This is a genomic window from Streptomyces sp. RG80 (assembly GCF_040446465.1).
Classification (GTDB): domain Bacteria; phylum Actinomycetota; class Actinomycetes; order Streptomycetales; family Streptomycetaceae; genus Streptomyces.
Window position 1 is genome coordinate 204,972 of record NZ_JBEAAJ010000005.1, and the last position, 18,145, is coordinate 223,116.

General features: G+C 71.8%; 16 protein-coding genes. 5 read left to right on the top strand and 11 right to left on the bottom strand.

Going from position 1 to position 18,145, the window contains the following annotated elements; genetic code table 11:
• Positions 1–22: 22 nt before the first annotated feature.
• Genes ABKA17_RS18610 through ABKA17_RS18620 form a run of 3 tightly spaced genes read right to left on the bottom strand, consistent with a single transcriptional unit; the run spans position 23 to position 3,588 of the window.
• Positions 23–997: an ABC transporter permease gene (locus tag ABKA17_RS18610; protein ID WP_353693198.1), complete on the bottom strand. Its 975-nt coding sequence runs from the start codon at positions 995–997 to the stop codon at positions 23–25.
• Positions 994–2,541, bottom strand: a complete 1,548-nt coding sequence (locus tag ABKA17_RS18615) for a sugar ABC transporter ATP-binding protein (RefSeq protein ID WP_353693199.1) — start codon at positions 2,539–2,541, stop codon at positions 994–996. The genes ABKA17_RS18610 and ABKA17_RS18615 overlap by 4 nt, the downstream gene beginning before the upstream one ends.
• 9 nt (positions 2,542–2,550) lie before the next feature.
• A complete protein-coding gene (locus tag ABKA17_RS18620; RefSeq protein WP_353693200.1) occupies positions 2,551–3,588 on the bottom strand; it encodes a sugar ABC transporter substrate-binding protein in 1,038 nt (345 codons plus the stop codon).
• Between the two features lie 226 nt (positions 3,589–3,814).
• On the opposite strand from ABKA17_RS18620, the gene ABKA17_RS18625 reads away from it, so the two are divergent.
• Positions 3,815–4,876 (top strand): helix-turn-helix transcriptional regulator, encoded by a 1,062-nt coding sequence (locus ABKA17_RS18625; RefSeq protein ID WP_353693201.1) that lies wholly within the window; start codon positions 3,815–3,817, stop codon positions 4,874–4,876.
• Here the strand turns inward: ABKA17_RS18625 and ABKA17_RS18630 are convergent.
• The 5 genes from ABKA17_RS18630 to ABKA17_RS18650 all read right to left on the bottom strand — a co-directional run bounded on the left by ABKA17_RS18630 (position 4,845) and on the right by ABKA17_RS18650 (position 11,184).
• The gene (locus tag ABKA17_RS18630) at positions 4,845–5,390 is read right to left on the bottom strand and encodes an ATP/GTP-binding protein (RefSeq protein ID WP_353693202.1); all 546 of its coding nucleotides are present in this window, start codon (positions 5,388–5,390) and stop codon (positions 4,845–4,847) included. The two genes, ABKA17_RS18625 and ABKA17_RS18630, sit on opposite strands and share 32 nt — an antisense overlap.
• 412 nt (positions 5,391–5,802) lie before the next feature.
• Positions 5,803–6,765 (bottom strand): alpha/beta hydrolase fold domain-containing protein, encoded by a 963-nt coding sequence (locus ABKA17_RS18635; protein WP_353693203.1) that lies wholly within the window; start codon positions 6,763–6,765, stop codon positions 5,803–5,805.
• Positions 6,766–6,862: 97 nt separating this feature from the next.
• Positions 6,863–8,476 (bottom strand): cellulase family glycosylhydrolase, encoded by a 1,614-nt coding sequence (locus ABKA17_RS18640; protein WP_502994312.1) that lies wholly within the window; start codon positions 8,474–8,476, stop codon positions 6,863–6,865.
• 214 nt (positions 8,477–8,690) lie between these two features.
• Positions 8,691–10,367, bottom strand: coding sequence for a tetratricopeptide repeat protein (locus tag ABKA17_RS18645; protein ID WP_353693205.1), 1,677 nt, complete (start codon positions 10,365–10,367; stop codon positions 8,691–8,693).
• A gap of 79 nt (positions 10,368–10,446) precedes the next feature.
• Positions 10,447–11,184 carry a flavodoxin family protein gene (locus tag ABKA17_RS18650; protein ID WP_353693206.1) on the bottom strand — a complete coding sequence of 246 codons (738 nt, stop codon included), beginning with the start codon at positions 11,182–11,184 and terminating at the stop codon, positions 10,447–10,449.
• A gap of 163 nt (positions 11,185–11,347) precedes the next feature.
• Between ABKA17_RS18650 and ABKA17_RS18655 the strand changes: the two genes are divergently transcribed.
• On the top strand, positions 11,348–12,334 hold the full coding sequence (locus ABKA17_RS18655) for an NAD-dependent epimerase/dehydratase family protein (protein WP_353693207.1): 987 nt from the start codon (positions 11,348–11,350) through the stop codon (positions 12,332–12,334).
• Positions 12,335–12,575: 241 nt separating this feature from the next.
• Here the strand turns inward: ABKA17_RS18655 and ABKA17_RS18660 are convergent, their stop codons facing one another.
• A complete protein-coding gene (locus ABKA17_RS18660) occupies positions 12,576–13,688 on the bottom strand; it encodes a sensor histidine kinase (RefSeq protein ID WP_353693208.1) in 1,113 nt (370 codons plus the stop codon).
• Between the two features lie 2 nt (positions 13,689–13,690).
• Positions 13,691–14,401, bottom strand: a complete 711-nt coding sequence (locus ABKA17_RS18665; RefSeq protein ID WP_353693209.1) for a response regulator transcription factor — start codon at positions 14,399–14,401, stop codon at positions 13,691–13,693.
• 114 nt (positions 14,402–14,515) lie between these two features.
• Here ABKA17_RS18665 and ABKA17_RS18670 point away from each other — a divergent pair, with 114 nt between their 5' ends.
• Genes ABKA17_RS18670 through ABKA17_RS18680 form a run of 3 tightly spaced genes read left to right on the top strand, consistent with a single transcriptional unit; the run spans position 14,516 to position 16,556 of the window.
• Entirely contained in the window at positions 14,516–15,199 is a 684-nt protein-coding gene (locus ABKA17_RS18670) for a glycosyltransferase family 2 protein (RefSeq protein ID WP_353693210.1), read from the top strand.
• Positions 15,196–15,813 carry a TIGR04282 family arsenosugar biosynthesis glycosyltransferase gene (locus ABKA17_RS18675; protein WP_353693211.1) on the top strand — a complete coding sequence of 206 codons (618 nt, stop codon included), beginning with the start codon at positions 15,196–15,198 and terminating at the stop codon, positions 15,811–15,813. Before ABKA17_RS18670 ends, ABKA17_RS18675 begins: the two co-directional genes overlap by 4 nt.
• Complete coding sequence (locus ABKA17_RS18680) at positions 15,810–16,556, top strand: class I SAM-dependent methyltransferase (RefSeq protein WP_353693212.1); 747 nt, start codon at positions 15,810–15,812, stop codon at positions 16,554–16,556. The genes ABKA17_RS18675 and ABKA17_RS18680 overlap by 4 nt, the downstream gene beginning before the upstream one ends.
• A gap of 313 nt (positions 16,557–16,869) precedes the next feature.
• Here ABKA17_RS18680 and ABKA17_RS18685 read toward each other — a convergent pair whose 3' ends face one another.
• Positions 16,870–18,141 carry a molybdopterin-dependent oxidoreductase gene (locus tag ABKA17_RS18685; protein WP_502994279.1) on the bottom strand — a complete coding sequence of 424 codons (1,272 nt, stop codon included), beginning with the start codon at positions 18,139–18,141 and terminating at the stop codon, positions 16,870–16,872.
• Positions 18,142–18,145 lie beyond the last annotated feature (4 nt).

An 18,145-nucleotide genomic window follows, 5' to 3' on the forward strand; every position in this document is an offset into this window, starting at 1 on the left:
GTCCTTTCGGGGATGGGGGATGTCACCGCGTCGCCCGCGGTCCGAAGTAGGCGAGGGCGGCGCCTGCCACCAGGGCGGTGCCCTGGGCCATCTGCTGCCAGAAGGTCGGCACGTCCAACAGGGTCAGCCCGTTCTGGAGGCTTCCGAGGAAGAGCACGCCGAGGAGTACGCCGAAAACGGATCCGGATCCGCCGGTCAGCGCGACCCCGCCGAGCAGTACGGCGGTGAGCACGGTCAGTTCGAACCCGGCGCCGGAGGTCCCGGCGACCGCGCTGTCCAGCACCGATGCCTTGATGGCCCCGGCGAGAGCGGCGGCGACCCCGGTGACGACGAACAGCGCGAACGGCGTACGGCGGACGTTGATCCCGGAGAGGTAGGCGGCCTCCCGGTTGACGCCGATCGCGAAGACGTGCCGCCCGCCCGGAGTGAGTGCCAGGAACAGCGCCCCCGCCACGAGTACCAGCCCGGCGAGGAACACGGGCGCGTCGATCCCGGCGACCCGCGATCCGCCGAGCCAGGCGAACCCGGTGCCGAAGCTGCTCAGCGGCAGCGGGAAGAGCTGCTGCGCGAGTCCCCGTACCGCGGTCAGCATGCCCAGCGTCACGATGAACGCCGACAGGCCCAGGTAGCAGCACAGCACACCGTTCACCGCGCCGACCGCGGCGCCCACCACCAGCGCGCCGAGCACGGCGACGACCGGCGACTGGTGCTGCTGACCGGCGAGCCAGCCCGCCACCAGCCCGCCGAGGGCGAGGGTGGAGCCGACGGACAGATCGAGGTAGCCGCTGATGACGAGCAGCGCGAGCGGTACGGCCACGATGGCGAGGGTGGCCGCGTCGAGGGCGATCCCCCGCAGGTTGCCCGCGTCGAGGAAGCTGCCGGTCTTGAGCTGGAACACCAGCACCATGGCGAGGAGGACGACGAGCAGCGGATGCCGTCGCACGGTGTTCAGGCCGCTGCCCGCGAGGGTGCGGGGCAGTGGCAGAGCGGTGGTCATGCTGCTCCTTGCGAGCTGAGGTCGTGGACGGCCGAGAGCAGGGCGGTCTCGGTGAGCCGGGGCCCGTCGAGTTCGGCGACGACGCGTCCGGCGGAGACGATCAGGCAGCGGTGGGCCAGGGCGACGACCTCCTCCGGGTCGCTGGAGGCGAACAGCACGGCGGTGCCCCGCTGTTCGGCCAGGTCTGAGACCACCTGGTAGATCTCGTGCCGGGCGCCCACGTCGACGCCCTGCGTGGGTTCGTCGAGGAGCAGTACGTCGACGTCGCGTGCCTCGTTGATCCAGCGGCCGAGGACGAGTTTCTGCTGGTTGCCGCCGGAGAAGGCGGCGGCGGGGAAACGGGGTTGCGCCGGTCGGAGGCCCACGGCTTCGGAGAGGGCGCGGAAGACACGTTGTTCGGTGCGGCGGGAGCGGATCCCGCGCCGGGCGAGTGTGCGGATCGAGGGGAGCAGGGCGTTGTCCTGCGCGCTCAGTGCGGGGAACAGACCCTGTCTGCGTCGGTCCGCCGGTACGAGGGCGATGCCTGCGGCCAGGGCGTCGGCGGGGCGGGCGGTCCTGACGGGCCGCTCCCCCACCGTGACCGTTCCGGCCGAGGCGGGGCGGCGGCCGTAGAGGGTTTCCAGGATGCGGGTGCGGCCGGAGCCGATGAGGCCGTAGAGGCCTACGATTTCGCCTTCGGTGACGGTGAGGTCGATGGGGCCGAAACCTGGGCCGTGGAGGCCGTTCAGAGTGAGGGCGGGTCGCCTGATGGGTCGGGGTTGTGCGTTCGTGGGCGGCTTGGCGGTCGTGTGTGGCTGGTCGCGCGGTTCCCCGCGCCCCTTGGGTTGGTGGGTGATCGCGGTGATCAGAGCGTGCCGTGACTGACCTGGCCCCGAAGCATGGTGGGTTACGCGGCCGTCTCTCAGGACCGTTACCGCGTCCGCCAGGCGTTCCACCTCGCCCAGGAGGTGGGTGACGTACACGATGGCCAGTCCCTGGGTTCGTAGGTCCTCCACCCGCTCGGCCAGTGCGTCGCTCTCCGCACCCGACAGCGCTGCCGTCGGTTCGTCCAGGACCAGTACCGAGGCGCTGCGGCTGAGGGCTTTGGCTATTTCCACCAACTGGCGTTGACCCATGGGGAGTTCGCTCAGGCGGTCGCGTGGGGAGCAGGTTGCGGCGACTCGTTCCAGGAGTCCGGCCGCCATCTCGTCCTGGGCGCGGCGGTGGACGGTTCCGTAGCGGGTCCATTCCTGGCCGAGGAAGATGTTCTCGGCGACGGTGAGGGAGTCGACGACGCTGAGGGTCTGGTAGATGATCGCGACGCCGGCGGCGATGGACTCCCGGGGGGTGAGGCGCTCGTAGAGGACTCCGGTCACCTCGATGGTGCCCGCGTCGGGTGGGAAGGCGCCGCCGAGGCATTTGATGAGGGTGGACTTGCCGGCGCCGTTGTGGCCGAGCAGGGCGTGGATCTGGCCCGCCGGGACGGTGAGGTCCACGTCGTCCAGGGCCCGGACGCCGCCGAAGGACTTGGTGAGGCCGCGGATGCGGAGGGTCGGTTCGGTCATGGCGGACGCCTAGGAGTTCTGGGCGAGCAGCGCGTCGATCTTCGCGGTGTCGGCGCGCTGGACGAGGGTGATCGGCACCTGGGCGCTGGGGTTCGCCTTGCCGGCGGCGACCGCGAGGGGGACGTCGACGATGGCGTCGGCGATGTCCTGGGGGGCGAGAGCGGCGGAGGCCCGGTAGAAGGTGCCCTGCTTGATGGCGAGGAGGGAGGGGGCCGAGCCGTCCTGGCCGCCGACGAAGGTCTTGGCGTCGGTCGACTTGCGGCCGGTCTGCTGGAGCGCCTTGAAGCCGCCGTAGGCCGAGGCGTCGGTGACGCCGAGGACGATGTTGAGGTCGGGGTGCTTGGCGAGGACGGCGCGGGTCTTCGACAGTCCGGTGTCGGGGTCGATGGCCTGTTCCTGGGCGACGACGTCGACGCCGGGCGCGGCCTTGGTGAAGGCGTCGATCATGCCCTTGGTGCGTTCGCGGCCCAGTTGGATGGTGCTGTCGGTCAGGAACGCGATCTTGCCCTTGCCGCCGAGGTGTTCCTCGGCCCAGCGGGCGGCCGCCTGGCCGAGCAGGGTGCCGCCTTCGAGGAAGCTGAACTGGATGTCCGCGCTCTGGTGTTCCAGGGTGCCGCCGTACGTCACCCAGATCAGGCCTTCGTCCAGCGCGGACCTGGCGATCGACTCGGTGGCCTCGAAGACCATCGGGAACGACACGATGGCCGGGACCTTCCGGGCGACCCAGGCCTTGAGGTTGGTGGCCTGGGTGTCGGCGCTGCCCGCGTCGCTGGTCGTCAGGAGGGAGGCGTCGTGCTTCTTGGCGGCGGCGGTGGAGAGCTTCACCAGCGTGGAGTAGAGCGGGAGTTGGGTGAAGGGGTAGTCGAGGCCGATCGAGGTGAGCCGCTTGGTTCCGGCCGACGCGCCGGCTGCCCACGCGCTGCCCGCGGAGCCGTCGTCGGGGGCCGAGCAGCCCGCGGCGCCCAGCAGGGCGGCGGTCGCGGCGCCGCCGGACAGGGCGAGGAACCGTCGGCGGGAGGCTGGGGCGGGTGACGGGAGTCTGGTCATGGCGGCGCTCTCCGAGGGGTGCGGCCCGGGCCTGCTGGCGTCGGGCGTCCGGCTGTGCCGAACAGGAAAGACCGGGGCGCCGCGGCCCGCCATCCGTACAAATACCGACTGCCGGGGACCATGGCCTTCGCCGGTCTCCGAGCGGCGGGGGCCTTGTCCCAGAGCCCGAGGGCGCATATCGTTAGGGATCAAACGATGTGCTCGTTCGTGGGTTCCGGAGGCCCGCATGGTCACCCACCAGCAGCTCGCGGCCGCCACCCGCATCGGCATGCTCACCCGTGAACGCGACACCGCCGCGGCCTGCGCCCAGGCGCTGCACGAACTCGCCGAGGCCCTCCCCCTCGACGCGGCGACCCTGCTGGCCATCGATCCGATCACGGGGTCCCATGTCCAGGTCGCGGGCATCGGCTACACCGCCGTGACCTCCGAGGCGCTGGCCGCCGAGTTCGTGTCCACGCCGTGGTACGCCAACGTCGTACGGCAGTCCCTACCGCCGTCCATCACCGAGGACGCCGAGGACACCGACTCCGTCGGGCAGCGCTTCCGCAACGGCTGGTTCTACGCCGAGCGGGTCCGGCCGGCCGGCTTCCGCGACGCGCTGTCCGGGGCACTGCGTCACCACGGGCGCCTCGTCGGCCTGATCACCCTGTCCGTGCAAGGGCCCGACCGCTACGACTCCGAAGCCCGCCATCTGCTCGCCTCGGTCCTGCCGGCCCTGGGCGCCCTCGCCGACCCCACGGCCCACACCGGGGACCGGTACGACCTGCCCGCCACGGCGGATGCGAGCCTCGTCACCGCCGAGGGGCTCATCGCCCTGCCGGGCCGGGCGCCCGCCCAGGTGCTGGACGACGATGAATTCGCCTCGCTGGTCGGGGCGTTCCTGGTCTCGGAGGGACTGCGGCTGCGGTTCCTCTGGCCGGTGGGGCGCAGGTGGTACCGGGTGGCGCTGCACCGGTGCACGACGGGCTCACCCCGGGCCCGGCAGGCCGTCCTGGTCTCCGAGACGCCGACGGAACTGCCGTACGGTCTCAGTCCGCGCGAACTGGAGGTGCTGACCCGGGCCGCGCGGGGGCAGACGAACCAGGCCATCGCGCAGGCGCTGTTCCTGTCCCCGCGGACCGTGCACAGCCATATCGAGCACCTGCTGCGCAAGACGGGCTGCGCGTCCCGGGCCGAGGCCACCGCGCTGTGCGTACGCGACGGTGTCCTACGGCCCACCCCGGACGACGTGGCGCACTTCGTCGAGGCCGACGTCCTCACCGGCCGGGGCCGGAGAGCATCGCGCTGACCGTGGCGACGCGCCGGGGCAGAGCTGCGGCGGGGATGTCGACCAGCTCGTAGCCGAAGGCGCGGTAGCTCTCCTCGTGGACCTTCTCGAACTCCAGCGACTCCTCGAAGCTGATCCGGCGGGCGCTGGTGGGTTCGCAGAAGCCCAGGTTGCGGACGAAGAAGACCTGCCGCTCGTAGATCCCGTACGTCGTGATCCGCTCGAGCTCCACGGTCAGCGACGACGGCACCGGCTGCCCCAGGTACCGCGCGAGCGCGTGGGTGCACACCGGTGAACGGTCGTACACCTGCACCGCGTTGGACGTCGAGGCGGTCTGCTGCCGGTGTCGTTGCAGTTCGACGATCTCCTCGATGAAGGACGCCCGCGTCCACGGTTCGGCGTCACCGCGGGCCTGGGCCCGGGCGATCACCGCGGTGGCCGCTTCCTCGACGACCACATGGCCGAGCTCGGCCAGGGCACCCAGGATCGACGTCTTGCCCGCGCCCGGCGTGCCGGTGAGAACGTAACGGCGCATGCTTCGGAAGCCTCTCGTGCGTGGTGGGAAGAAGTGGGCGACGACGGAGGCGGTTCCTCGACGGCTCAGCTGCCGGAGACACCCGTCGTGCCCGGGGCACGCAGCAGGTCCAGTCCGCCCGCTTCACTCGTGCCGGTGGCGGCAGTGTAGGCGACCCACGGGTGGGGGCGGGTCAGGTGGTTCGGGTGCGGAGGCTGCGGGTTTTCCAACCCAGCAGCAGGGCCTGGACGATGAAACTCCGTCGTATACCGCAGTGCTGAAATCGGTGATCCGGACCCGACAACCCTCATCAGGGGGCGCCGGGTGCCGCCGTAGATCGTCCGGCTCTCGATCAGCTCGGGGCCGAAGTCTGCCGCGCCCTCGAAGATCGGCTCGGTTCCCGTCCGGCCGACGAAGGCTCATCGCCCTCGGACTAACCCGTTGCGCACCCGACTCGCAGCCATCGCCGCATCGCTCCGATCGCCTCGCTGGTCATCCGTCGGCTGACCTCCGCGTCCTGGATCGTCGTGGAGGCGTGGAATGTGCCCGGAAACAGGTGGAGTTCGGTCGGGACGCCGGCCCGGACCAGTCGTTGGGCGTAGTCCAGACCTTCGTCGCGCAGGGGATCGAACTCGCAGACGGCCACATAGGTGGGCGGTAGGCGGGTGAGGTCCTCGGCGCGGGCGGGCGCGGCGTAGTACGGCACGTCGACGCCGCCCCGTGCGCCGGGGCCGCCGAGATAGTGGTCCCAGAACGACTCGGCGTCGCGTCTTCTCAGCCCCGGGGTGTCGGTGAACTCGTGCATCGACGGGGTCAGGAGCCGGTCGTCCAGGGCCGGGATGCCCAGGTACTGGAAGCACGGCACCGGGCCACCGCGGTCCCGGGCCAGCAAGGACAGTGCGGCCGCGAGTCCGCCGCCGGCGCTGTCCCCGCCCACCCCGATCCGAGCCGGGTCGACGCCCAGTTCGGCGGCGTGCCGGACGGTCCACCGGAAAGCGGCGTAGCCGTCCTCAAGTCCCGCGGGGAACGGGTGCTCGGGAGCCAGCCGGTACTCCACGGACACGACGACGGCGCCCGTCTCCGCGGCGAACATGGCGCAGCCGCCGTGCGCCAGGGCGACACTGCCCAGGCAGAAGCCGCCGCCGTGGAGGTAGACCAGTGCGGACCGGGGGGCCGCACCGCCTCGCGGGGTGTAGATCCGTACCGGCACGTCGTGCGAGCCGTCGGGACCGGGCGCCGTCGACTGCCTCACGTCGACGGGGATCGGTCCCTCGTGCTCGGGTGTCGCGGCGAGGATCTGGGACTCCAGGGCGCGAGCCGCGGCGATGTCGTCGAAGGGCAGTGCGGGAAGCAGGGCCGCCCAGGGGGCCAGTTCCGGATCGAAGGCGTAGGGCATGTGGTGTCGCCTTCCCTCAGCTGATCCTTCGAACCAGGAGCCCGTACGGCCGACCGGCGGGGACGGTGCCCCCGCCGGCCTGCCAGGTGTCGTCCGCTCAGGCGGTCGCGCAGCTGCTGCCGCTCAGGGTGAAGGCGGTCGGGGCCGCGTTGGTCGCGCCCTTGGAGCCGATGAAGCCGAGGGTCACGGAACCGGCGGCGGGGATGCTGGATGTGTAGGAGGCGGGGGTGACGCTCACCGCGGCACCGCTCTGGGTGGGTGTGCCGCCCCACATGTTGGAGACGGTCTGGCCGTTGGCGAAGGAGAAGCCCAGGGTCCAGCCGTTGATGGCGGCCGTCCCGGTGTTGCGGATGGTGATCTCGCCCTGGAAGCCACCCGGCCACTCGCCGACCACGCGGTAGCCGACGGAGCAGGTGCCGGCGGGGGTGTCGTCGGTCGTGACGTTCACCGTGGCCGAACGGGACGAGCGGTTGCCGGCCGCGTCACGGGCGTAGACGGCGAAGGTGTACGACGTCTTGGCCGTGAGGCCCGACACTGTGACCGAATTGCCCGTGGACGAGGCGACCTTGGTCTCCGTGCCCCCGCTCACCCGAACCACGTCGTAGCCGGCGACGCCCACGTTGTCGGTCGAGGCGGTCCAGCTGAGGTTCGCCGAAGTGGCCGTCACGGCGGAGGCGGTCGGGGTGCCGGGCGTGGTGGGTGCCTGGGTGTCGCCCGGGTTGCCGCCGCCGAAGACGGTGGCTTCCTTGGAGGTCTGGGCGATGCCGTTGACGCCGTTGAAGATGCGCTGGCCCCAAGCACTCAGCTGGTTCGGGTCGAAGCCGATCGACAGGTCGAGGATCGGGTCGGTGTTGCCGCTCCAGGACCAGGCCAGGTAACCGAGGTCTAGCTGCTCGGCGGTGGCCAGCATCGTGTCCTCGTCCGGGTCGCCCCACTGGTCGGCGGGGCCGCCGAACTCGCCGATGACGAGCGGGAGTTTGGCGGTGACGAAGGCGTTGAGGTAGTCGGTGATCTCCGCCGCGGTGTCGAAGACGCTGTACATGTGGATCGAGAAGATCAGGTTGCCGGTGGTGTCGGCGGCGTACACGGACTGGGCGTTGGTGCGCATGACCTGCTGCCAGTCCTGGCCCCAGTTGGGGGCGTCCACCATGATCGTGTGCTCGAAGCCGGCGGAGCGCATCTTCTTGATCGCCGCGATGGTGGGATCGGTCCAGCCCGCCGGGTTGGTGTTGCCCCAGGGCTCGTTGCCGATGTTGATGATGATGTAGTTCTCTTCGCCCGCGAGCACGTTCTTCAGGCCGATCCAGTAGTCGGCCGCCTGGTCGAGGGTGCCGGCGGCGGCCTCCTCGCCGTATCCGGTGGTGTCGTGGACCTCCAGGACACAGATGAGCCGGTTGGCCTTGCACTGACTGACAACGTTGGCAACGTCCGAGGCGCTGTTGGCGCTCCAGCGGTGACCGTCGGCGAGGACGACCCGGACCGTGTTGGCGCCGAGCGCCTTGACGTCGGCCAGCGACTGAAGCTCACCGGGGTACCAGGTGTGGGCGTGGTTGACGCCGCGCATCACGAAGTCGTTGCCGTTGCCTTCGACCAGCCTGCCGTTGCTGATGTGCAGGCCGGTGGCCTGGGTGCCCGGCGGTTCGGCCTGGGCCTGCGCCGCGGCGGGGCACAGGGCGCCCACGACGACGAGGCCGAGGAGGACGGTCACCAGACGGGCCAGGAGGCTCTTTCTTGTCGTGCTTCCTGTTGTGCTGCTTGTTGTGCTTCTTGTTCTTCTCACTGCGACTCCAGGGAGTGAGCGCCAAGAAACTCAGGCTTGGGGATGGGAGCGCTCCCATGAAAGCCATCATGCCAAGTACACGTCAATAGAAAGCGCGTGCACGATTGGAATCCGGCCTACGGTCCCACCTACCGCCGGAACCCGATCAGGAGCAGCAGTCCTCGCCCGACGCCCGGTCGAGCCGGCAGAAGCAGGAGGCCTCGATCGGTACGTCCGCCTGCGCGACGGCGATCTTCAGCTGCTGAGCCACGATCCGCGCCTCGCCCGTCTTGCCGAGCCTGACCAGGCACTCGTGGAAGCCGTGCAGGGCCCATACGTTGCCGGGGTGCTGGGCCGCGCGCGGCAGGGTGTCGTCGAGTCCCAGGTCGGCGCGGTAGACGGCTTCGGCCTCCGCGACGCGCCCCCGTTCCAGGAGCAGGGCGCCGTAGGCGTGCCGGGTCGGCTGCATCCAGCCCCACGGCTCGTCGTAGGGCAGGTTGTCGTCGAGCGCGATCGACCGCTCCAGCGCGGCGAAGGCGGCTTCGAAGTCCCCCTTGCGGTACTCGAGTTCGCCGTCGAGCATCGCCGACGCGATGGCGAGGATGTCGGCGCAGGTGTTGTTGTTGAACAGCATGCGGCTCTCCGGCACCCGGGTCACCGCCTCCCGGAACAGCAGGCGTTCGGCCTCGGCCTCCTCGATCCGGCCGGTGGCCGACAGGGCGACCCCACGGGCGTAGTGCCGCATCGCGGTCGTGACGCTGTACAGCTCCGGGTCGGTGGGCACGGGCAGTCGGAGGATGTCGGCCCAGCGGCCGAAGCGGATCAGCACATGGACCCGCATGGCGAGGAAGCCCTCCAGCCAGTCCGCCATGGGCGGGCTCTGGACGCGCAGGAGTTCCTCCGGGACGGAGGCCTCCAGTTCGGCGGCGGTGTCCAGGGCGATGCGGGAGCGGCCGAGGAACATGGCCCCGTAGATCCGGAAGTGGTAGTCGTGCGAGCGGTACAGGGTGTAGAAGTTCATGGCCCCGGCCCGGGCCCGGTACTTCTCGTCGGCCACGATCGCGGTGCCGTTGTCCGAGACGACCCGCCGGTAGTCGCCGCACAGGACGTCCAGATGGGTGGGCATGTGCTGGAGGTGACCGGCGTCCGGGACCAGGCCCCGCAGCCGGTCGGCGACGGGCAGCGCGGTCTCTGGGGTCGGGGACATCTCCATCAGGTGGATGTACAGGTGCAGGATGCCCGGATGCGCCAGGCCCTCGTCCGTGGCGGTCGCCCGGTCGAGCACGGCCTTGGCCTCCAGGGTGCGGGCGCCCTTCTCCGGCTCGCCGGTCCTGAGGTTCCACAGCTGCCAGGGGGTGAGGTTCATCAGCGCGTCGGCGTACAGGGCGGCGATGTCGAGGTCGTCGGGGGCGAGTTCGTGCACGGCGCGCATGCGGTCGGCGTACGGCGCGTTCCACACCGAGCAGTCCTCGACGGCCTCGGCCTGTGGGTAGCGGGCGCGCAGCGCGCCGATCAGCGCCCGCTCCACGGGGGTGGCACCGGCCTCGGCCTTCTCGTGCGCCGCCTCCACCGCGGCATGGGTGCGCTCGACGGTCCGCCGCAGGTCCTCGCCGTCGAAGAACTCCCACGGCTTGTTGTAGTTGGGGCCGAGTGCGTACGCGAGGCCCCAGTACGCCATCGCGCAGTCGGGGTCGGCCGCGGCGGCCGCCTCGAAGCAGGCGACGGCCTCCTCGTGGTGGAAGGCGTACGTCCACACCAGTCCGCGGTCGAACCACAGTTGGGCTTCGGCTGACGTGGTGGTGACGGTGCGGGTGTGGGTGCCGAGGTCGTAGTCGTAGTCCATTGGAATCCCCCTGACGGCGAGCCGAGATGCGCGACGTTACCGGGTGTTTTGCACCCGACACACCGAACGTTCGGGAAAGTCAGCGGTAGTCGGGGTTGGGTGCGTCCAGGCGGCAGCCCGCGTCCCACTCCGAGCGCTGGTTTCCGTGGGCCGGGACGCCTCCCGCGCGCTTGAGGAGGGCCGCGAGGTGCATCAGGTTCCAGGTCATGAAGGCGGTGTTGCGGTTGGTGAAGTCGTTCTCGGGTCCGCCCGATCCGGGATCGAGGTACGACGGTCCGGGCCCCGCCGGTCCGATCCAGCCGGCGTCGGCCTGGGGTGGGATCGTGTAGCCGAGGTGCTGGAGGCTGTAGAGGAGGTTCATCGCGCAGTGCTTCACACCGTCCTCGTTGCCGGTGATCAGACAGCCGCCGACCTTGCCGTAATAGGCGTACTGGCCTTGGGAGTTGAGCAGGCCGGAGCAGCTGTAGAGGCGCTCGACGACCTGCTTGGTGACGGAGCTGTTGTCCCCCAGCCAGATGGGCCCGCACAGCACCAGGATGTCGGCGGCCCGCACCTTCTCGTACAGCGCGGGCCAGTCGTCGGTCGTGAAGCCGTGTTCTGTCATGTCCGGGTAGACGCCGGGCGCGAGGTCGTGGTCGACCGCCCTGATCACCTCGGTCGTCACGCCGCGCCCGTCCATGATGGCCCGGCTCTTGTCGATCAGTCCCTGGGTGTTGCTGACCTGCGGGGAGGGTTTGAGGGTGCAGTTGACGAAGAGGGCGGTGAGGTCGTCGAAGCGGTAGGGGTCGTTCGTGGAGGGGGTGAGCGACGCTGCCATGGCGGTCTCCCTTGCCGAAGGGCCGAAGTTTGCGGACGCGTACGGCAGCGTCTCGCGCATGTGTCGATTTGTCCCCGTCCGACGCGCCTCGGACGTCTTACGGAGTGGTGACGTGCCGGGCCGGTCGCGGGGTTCGGCAGGGTGACGGTTCTAGCGTGGCCGTATGCGTGTACTGGTCACCGGCGGTGCCGGGTTCATCGGGTCCCATGTCGTCGAGGCGCTGCTGGCGCACGGGCATGAACCGGTCGTGTACGACGTGCGGGTGGATCCCGCCGCCGACGTGCGCGACCCCGCCGCCGTCGCCCGGGCGCTGGCCGGCGTGGACGCCGTCTGCCACCAGGCGGCGATGGTCGGGCTCGGCAACGGGGTCGCGGACGCGGCGGACTATGTCTCCCACAACGACCTCGGAACCGCCGTCCTGCTCTCGGCGATGGCCGACGCGGGCGTGGGACGTCTCGTACTCGCCGGGTCGATGGTCGTGTACGGGGAGGGCCGGTACGAGTGTCCGCGGCACGGCGTGGTGCGGCCGGGACCGCGGGTCGTCGCGGACCTGGCCGCGGGGCGCTTCGAACCGCCCTGTCCGTTCTGCGGGGCCGACCTCTCCCCCGGGCTGGTCGGCGAGGACGCCCCCGTCGACCCGCGCAACGTCTACGCCACGACCAAGCTCGCCCAAGAGCATCTGGCCGCCGCCTGGGCCCGGGTGAGCGGCGGTCGGGCGGTGTCGCTGCGCTACCACAACGTGTACGGGCCCCGGATGCCCCGCGACACCCCGTACGCCGGTGTCGCCTCCTTCTTCCGTTCCGCGCTGGCCCGGGGCGAGGCGCCGCGTGTCTTCGAGGACGGCCGGCAACGGCGGGACTTCGTGCACGTACGGGACGTGGCCACCGCCAACGTGGCCGCGCTGGAGGCCGAGGGCCCGGCCGGAACACTGACCGCGTACAACACCGGCAGCGGCGAACCACGCACCGTGGGCGACATGGCGTACGCCCTCGCCACCGCGACCGGCGGACCCGAGCCCGTGGTCACCGCCGAGTACCGCCTCGGCGACGTCCGCCACATCACCGCCGACTCCGCCCGACTGCGGGCCGAGCTGGGCTGGAAGCCTCAGGTCCGGTTCGAGGACGGGATGCGGGAGTTCGCGGAGGAGTGAGCCGGGGTCCCCAGCGGGCCGAGGAGTGACCTGGGGTCCCCAGCGGGCCGAGGAGAGGCCCGGGGTCGCGGCCGACCGAGGAGAGGCCCCGCCCCCGGGCCTTCGTCGAGGGATGTGGCGCGAGTCAGGGTCGGCCGACAGCGCACGATCCAGCGCCCTCTGAAGCCCGGAGCGCGTCGGGCAGGTCGCGCTTCGCTTTCCGGCACGTACGTCTGCCCGGCCGAAGGATCCGGCGGCCGTCTCACGCCGGTGCCGCGGGGAGGGTGACCTCGAAGCGGCAGCCGCCGGGGATGTTGCGTACGGAGGCGCGGCCGTGGTGGGCCTCCACGATGCCTCGGACGATGGCGAGGCCGAGGCCCGCGCCGGCCGGTGGGGTGCGGGCGTGGGTGCCTCGCCAGCCGGTGTCGAAGACGCGCGGGAGGTCCTCCTCGGGGATGCCGCCGCAGCCGTCCGTCACGGACACCACGACGCCGTCCGGGGACCACTCGGCGGCGACCGCGACCGTGCCGTCGGCGGGGGTCCGTCGGATGGCGTTGACCAGGAGGTTCCCGAGGACGCGGCTCATCTCCTTGCCGTCGACCTCGACCGGGACCGCGTCCACCCGGTCGCCGACCAGCCGTACGCCGTGTTCGCGGGCGAGCGGGTCCGCGCCCGCGAGGGCGTCGCCGATCAGGTCGTAGAGGGAGATCCGGGTGCAGGTCAGGGGAAGGGTGCCGGCGTGGATGCGGGAGAGTTCGAAGAGGTCGGTGACCATGTCGTTGAGGCGCTCGACCTCGGTGCGCATCTGCCGGAGGTAGCGGTCGGGGTCGGCGGCGACGCCGTCCTCCAGCGCCTCGGACATGGCGCGCAGTCCGGCCAGCGGGGTGCGCAGATCGTGGGAGATCCAGGCGACCAGCTCGCGCCGGGAGGCCTCCAACGCGCGTTCACGGTCCCGGGATTCGGCGAGTTTGGCGCTGGTGACCGCCAACTCCCGGCTGAGTGCCTCCAGTTCGGCGGTCGCCGGGCCGTGGGGTGCGGTGAAGGCGCCGCCGTCGCCGAACGAGCGGGCGGCGCGGGCGAGTTCACGGCTGCGGGCGACGACCCAGCGGCCCAGTATCAGCGCGGTGGCCAGGGAGACCACGGCGGCCATCGCCACGACGGTCGTCACGACGCTCAGGTCGTGCCGGGACAGGAACATCGCCTGCGCCACGGCCAGGGTGCCGGCGAGCATCGCGGTCACGGCGACCGCGGCCACCACGGTGAGGGACGTGGTGAGCGAGCGGCGGCGCAGCAGCCACAGGGTGCAGGCCCCGAGGAGTCCGGCCGCGGCCGCGCCGAGGAACGCGAACAGGGCGATGAGCAGGGTGTCGCGCATGCTCACTCCCCCTCCGGCTCGAAGCGGTAGCCTACGCCCCACACGGTCTGGATCAGCCGGGGCCGGGCGGGGTCGTCCTCGACCTTGCCGCGCAGCCGGCGGACATGGACGGTGACGGTGGAGAGGTCGCCGAAGTCCCAGCCCCACACCTCGCGCATCAGGTCCTCGCGGGCGTAGGCCTGCCCCGGGTTGCGCAGGAAGAAGGCGAGGAGGTCGAACTCGCGGAGGGTGAGGGCGAGTTCGGTGCCGTCCTTGGTGGCGCGGCGGGCGCCTGGGTCGACGGCGAGGCCGGCCGAGCTGAGGAGCCGGGTGCCGGTGGCGGGCCGGGTGCGGCGCAGTACCGACTCCACGCGCAGCACGAGTTCGCGCGGGCTGAACGGCTTGGTGACGTAGTCGTCGGCGCCGACCTCCAGGCCGAGGATGCGGTCGTCCTCGTCGCCGCGCGCGGTGAGCATGATGACGGGCACCGGCCCCTGGTCGCGCATTCTGCGGCAGACCTCCAGACCGTCCATGCCCGGCAGCATGAGGTCCAGCACCACCAGGTCGGGCCAGTGGGCGGCGGCCCGGGTGAGGGCCGTGGGGCCGTCGTCGGCGCGGTCGACGAGGTAGCCGGCCCGGTCGAGGTAGCCGGCGACGATCTCCGCGACCGTGGGGTCGTCGTCGACGACCAGGACCCGTCCGGCCGCTGCGCCGGATGCGTTGGACTGCTGCATGTCTCCAGCCTCGCACCGGGCCCGTGTCCCTGCGGGCCCTGAGGGCTCCGGGCGGCCGGACGTCCGCGTTTCGTAAGGAGCCGCGGCCCGGTATGCCCGATTCGCGTTCGTAGGGTGAAAGCCGTGACCACCGACGCGGACGTTGATGTCGTCCTTCCCTGTCTCAACGAGGCCGAGGCCCTGCCCTGGGTGCTGGCCCGTATCCCGTCCGGCTGGCGGGCCCTGGTCGTGGACAACGGTTCCACCGACGGTTCGGCGGACATCGCCCGCGCGCTCGGCGCGACCGTGGTGCACGAACCGCGCCGGGGCTTCGGCGCCGCCTGCCACGCCGGGCTGACCGCGGCCACCGCGGACGTCGTCTGCTTCTGCGACTGCGACGCCTCCCTCGACCCGTCCCTGCTGGTGCCTTTCGTGGCCGAGGTCCGCGACGGCGGCGCCGACCTCGTCCTCGGCCGCAGGCGCCCGCTCGGCCGGGGCGCGTGGCCCGCCCATGCCCGGGCCGGGAACCTCGCCGTCGCCCGGCTGCTGCGCCGCCGCACCGGCCTGCGCCTGCACGACCTGGGTCCGCTGCGGGCCGCCCGCCGCAAGCCGCTGCTGGACCTGGACCTCACCGACCGGCGCAGCGGCTATCCGCTCCAGATGGTGGTGCGCGCCGCCGACGCGGGCTGGCGGGTCACCGAGCACGACGTGCCCTATCTGCCCCGCACCGGCGCCTCGAAGGTGACGGGCACCTGGCGCGGCACCTGGCAGGCGGTACGGGACATGAGTCGCGTCCTGGGCGAGGGGACGGCCCGGTGACCACTCTCCTCGTCATCACCAAGGAGCCCCTGCCCGGCCGAGTGAAGACCCGGCTCACCCCGCCGTTCACGCCACGTCAGGCGGCGGCACTGGCGGAGGCCTCGCTGTCCGACACCCTGCGGGTCGTGGCGGCCACCCCCGCCGCCCGGCGGGTGCTCGTCCTGGACGGGGCTCCCGGACCGTGGCTACCCCCCGGCTTCGAAGTCGTACGACAGTGTCCGGGTGGTCTCGACGAGCGGCTCGCGGCCGCCTTCGCGCACTGTTCCGGGCCCGCCCTGCTGATCGGCATGGACACCCCGCAAGTGACGCCTGAGCTGCTCACGGTCGACTTCGCCGACTGCGACGCGTACTTCGGGCCGGCCGAGGACGGCGGTTTCTGGGCCCTCGGGCTGGCCGAGCCCGATCCCGGTCTGCTGCTCGGAGTACCCATGTCGACGCCGGCCACCGGTGCCGTACAGCGGCAGCGGCTGGTCGGCGCGGGGCTGCGGGTGCGGGACCTGCCCCGGCTGCGGGACGTGGACACCGCGCCGGACGCCCATGCCGTCGCGGCGCTGGCCCCGCACGGCCGGTTCGCCGCGCGGCTGGCCCGATACGCGACGGCGGCACACCGATGAGCACGACGGCCTGGGCCACCGCCGACCCGTACGCCACCGCCCTGCGCACCGGCCGTGGCCCGCTGTTCCTGCGCCGCGCCGACGGCTGGCTGCTGCCCCTGGACGTGGAACGCTGGTGCGCCCGGGCCGACCCGGTCGACCTGGACGTGCTGGACCGGTGCGAGGGCACCGTCCTGGACGTCGGGTGCGGCCCCGGGCGGCTGGTCGCGGAACTCGCCGGGCGGGGACGGACCGCCCTCGGCATCGACGTCAGCGGAACGGCCGTCGACCACACCGTGCGCCTGGGCGGCCCGGCGCTGCGGCGCTCGGTCTTCGAGCCGCTGCCCGGCGAGGGCCGCTGGGGCACCGTGCTGCTCATGGACGGCAACGTCGGCATCGGCGGCGACCCGGGCGGGCTGCTGCACCGCATGTCCCAACTGCTCGCGCCCGAGGGCCTGTTGATCGCCGAGACGGCTCCGCTGGACATCGACGAGCGGGCCGAGGTGCAGGTCGTCGACGTCGCCGACACCGGGAGGTCCGGCGCCGCCTTCCCCTGGGCACGGCTCGGCACCCCGGCCCTGCTCCGGTACGCGGACGGGGCGGGATGGCGAGCCGTCGATCAGTGGGCGGCCGGTGCCCGCCGCTTCGTCTCCCTGCGCAGCCGCAGCGCCAGCAGCAGGGCCGAGGCTCCGAACAGCAGGGCGGTGATCAGCAGCCAGCGGGCCGCGAAGCCGTCCGGCGAGAGTCCGGTCGCCGACCGGTAACGCCGGGCCGTCATCCCGCTGATCAGCGGGAACCACACGAGGAGCAGCAGCCCCGACAGGGCGGCCGGGACGCGGACGTACATCGCCCAGGTGCGATGGCCGGCCGCGTCCAGCCCTCGGGCCACCGCCCGGTCCGCCACCGCGTACAGGGGCAGCAGGACGAGGTCGTGCAGCAGCGCCGAGCCCACCAACCACAGCGCCACACCGAACCAGTCGTCGGCGAGCAGACGTACCCCCGCGTAGCCGGCCAGGGCGAACGAGGCGGCCAGCACCAGGAGTTGGAAGGGACTGCCGAGCGGGATCCGGGGTCGCATCACAGGTCTCCGAAGGTCAGCCGGGCCACCCACTTGGTGTTCAGCACACCGGGCGCGGCGGGCACGATGATCCGCGCCGGGTAGCCGTGGTCGGGGGACAGATCCTCGCCGTTGACGTACAGGGCGAGCAGGGAGCGCGGGTCGGCGACCTGGTTGGCGCGCAGTGCCGCGCGGCGGAAGGAGCCGTGCCGCTGGAGGGACTCGACGAAGACGTCCGGCGGATCCCCGTCGTGGCCGACGAGCGCGGCGAGGTCGCGCAGCCGCACTCCGCGCCACCACTGGTCGGACGTCGACCAGCCCTCGACACAGGCGATCGGCAACGACGAGCTGTGCAAGGGGAGTCGGGCGAGGTCGCCACGGCTGAGGCGGACGGTTCCGGTGCGTCCCGTCACGGTGAGACGCCAGGCGTCCTCGGAGGTCTCCGCCGCGGCGATCCCGGCGTAGGCGGCCGTCTTGTTGATCTGGAAGCCGTTGGGGCCGTCGGCGGGGTCGGGTCCGCCGTGCGGTGCGAGCAGGGCGGTGCGCCTGAGGGGTCCGTCGAAGGATTGCCCTGCGGTGGTCGCGAACAGCAGCAGCGAGCCGCCGCCGACCAGCCACAGCGCGCCACGGCGGGAGACGGTCGGCGCGGCGGGGCGCGGCGAGACCAACTCGCCCTGCTCCTCCCGCAGTCGGCGCAGGTTGCGCAGGGCCGCCGGGGTCTTCAGTACGGCGTGGGCGACGAACGCCGCGAAGAACACCCAGGCGCCGTAGAAGTGCAGCGGGTAGAAGGAGCCCGGGAAGACGTAGTCCAGCTGGACGTTGAGGACGCCGGTCACGAACTCGAACAGCCCGCCGCCGACCAGCAACAGCAGGGAGAGCCGTTCCAGCGCGTGGGTGAGCGAGCGGGCGGGCGGCAGCGTGAACAGCTTGGGCACCACCGACCACAGCTTGGCCAGCAGGACGGGGATCAGGGTGACGCCGAGGGTGACGTGGACACCCTGGTTGAGGCGGTACAGCCAGTGCGGGTCGGTCGGCCAGGAGAAGAGGTAGAAGCCGAGGAGCCCCTTGTCGGGGGTCTTGTCGTTCACCGGCGACAGGTTCGGGTTGTAGGCGGCGTACGAGACCAGGCCCGTCACGAACAGCACCGTGATCCCGCCGAGCAGCACCACGCCGAGCACCGAGGTGAACCAGGGGCCGCGCACGGGGCTGCGCCAGAAACCCGGCGAGGAAGGAGACCATGTCATGGCTCGACCGTAGGTCCGTACCGCCCCGGGAAAGGGGCCACGACCCATGACG

Bases quoted from the DNA above. Each gene is read 5' to 3' on its own strand.
- ABKA17_RS18610 (WP_353693198.1), bottom strand. From the start codon at position 997: ATGACCACCGCTCTGCCACTGCCCCGCACCCTCGCGGGCAGCGGCCTG.
- ABKA17_RS18660 (WP_353693208.1), bottom strand. From the start codon at position 13,688: ATGCGCGACACCCTGCTCATCGCCCTGTTCGCGTTCCTCGGCGCGGCC.
- ABKA17_RS18680 (WP_353693212.1), top strand. From the start codon at position 15,810: ATGAGCACGACGGCCTGGGCCACCGCCGACCCGTACGCCACCGCCCTG.
- ABKA17_RS18615 (WP_353693199.1), bottom strand. From the start codon at position 2,541: ATGACCGAACCGACCCTCCGCATCCGCGGCCTCACCAAGTCCTTCGGC.
- ABKA17_RS18620 (WP_353693200.1), bottom strand. From the start codon at position 3,588: ATGACCAGACTCCCGTCACCCGCCCCAGCCTCCCGCCGACGGTTCCTC.
- ABKA17_RS18685 (WP_502994279.1), bottom strand. From the start codon at position 18,141: ATGGGTCGTGGCCCCTTTCCCGGGGCGGTACGGACCTACGGTCGAGCC.
- ABKA17_RS18655 (WP_353693207.1), top strand. From the start codon at position 11,348: ATGCGTGTACTGGTCACCGGCGGTGCCGGGTTCATCGGGTCCCATGTC.
- ABKA17_RS18625 (WP_353693201.1), top strand. From the start codon at position 3,815: ATGGTCACCCACCAGCAGCTCGCGGCCGCCACCCGCATCGGCATGCTC.
- ABKA17_RS18645 (WP_353693205.1), bottom strand. From the start codon at position 10,367: ATGGACTACGACTACGACCTCGGCACCCACACCCGCACCGTCACCACC.
- ABKA17_RS18650 (WP_353693206.1), bottom strand. From the start codon at position 11,184: ATGGCAGCGTCGCTCACCCCCTCCACGAACGACCCCTACCGCTTCGAC.
- ABKA17_RS18635 (WP_353693203.1), bottom strand. From the start codon at position 6,765: ATGCCCTACGCCTTCGATCCGGAACTGGCCCCCTGGGCGGCCCTGCTT.
- ABKA17_RS18665 (WP_353693209.1), bottom strand. From the start codon at position 14,401: ATGCAGCAGTCCAACGCATCCGGCGCAGCGGCCGGACGGGTCCTGGTC.
- ABKA17_RS18630 (WP_353693202.1), bottom strand. From the start codon at position 5,390: ATGCGCCGTTACGTTCTCACCGGCACGCCGGGCGCGGGCAAGACGTCG.